This is a genomic window from Pseudomonas sp. ICMP 10191 (assembly GCF_001467335.1).
In the GTDB taxonomy this organism is placed as follows: domain Bacteria; phylum Pseudomonadota; class Gammaproteobacteria; order Pseudomonadales; family Pseudomonadaceae; genus Aquipseudomonas; species Aquipseudomonas cerasi.
Genome location: NZ_LKGW01000021.1, coordinates 1 through 880, shown reverse-complemented (window position 1 = coordinate 880; position 880 = coordinate 1). Strand labels below are relative to the sequence as shown.

Annotated in this window: 1 pseudogene; it reads right to left on the bottom strand. The window is 65.1% G+C overall.

Annotation, left to right across the window (positions count from 1 at the left end):
- Window positions 1-880, bottom strand: a pseudogene (locus AO388_RS03245) (condensation domain-containing protein); the annotation flags it as partial.

The window sequence follows — 880 nt, the reverse complement described above, 5'->3', positions numbered from 1 at the left end:
GCGTAGTCGACATACTGGAAGGCCAGTGCCGGCAGAGGGTCGGCCAGCCCCTGGCTGAAGGCCCGGTACAACATACCGATTTCGTGCAGCAGAACGCCCGTCGACCAACCGTCAGAAACGATATGGTGCTGGGTCACCAGCAGGATGTGCTCTGTCTCCGACAGTTGCACAAGTCGTCCGCGAATCAGCGGCCCCCTCGACAGGTCAAACGGCGCCAGCGCCTCCTCGCCAGCGAGCCGCTCTACGGCCTCGTGTTGCGTCTCGTCTTGCGTCTTGTGTTGTGCCGCGCTGTCCAGAGCGCGCAGGTCATGAGTGATCAGGGCGAACCCTTGGGTCGCCGGCGCGATCACCTGGATCGCCTGGCCCTCGTGCAAGGCAAAGTGGGTGCGCAGGGTTTCGTGGCGCGCCACGATCCGGTCAAGCGTGGCCTGCAAGGCGTCTCTGTCCAATCGGCCGCGCAACCGTAGTCCCGCCGGAATGTGATAAGCAGCCCCCGCCGCCCGGTCCAGTTGATCGAGGAACCACAAGCGTTGCTGCGCCCACGACAGCGGCAAAGGTAGATCGCGGTCGACCAGCGTCAACGGCGTCTGCGCCGAGAGCCGGGCGTTCGCCACCTGACGTGCCAGACCTTGCNCCCGCCCAGTTCGAAGAAGTGGTCGTGGCGACCGACACGCTCCAGCCCCAGCAACGCCTGCCAGATCTGCGCCAGCGCATGCTCGATGTCACCTGCCGGCGCCTCGTAACCGCGACTGGCATAAGCGTCGTCCTCCGGCGCCGGCAATGCCCGTCGATCCAGCTTGCCGTTTGGCGTTAGCGGGAAACGCGCCAGCGTTACGAAGGCACTCGGAATCATGTACTCCGCCAGCCCTTGCGACAGTTG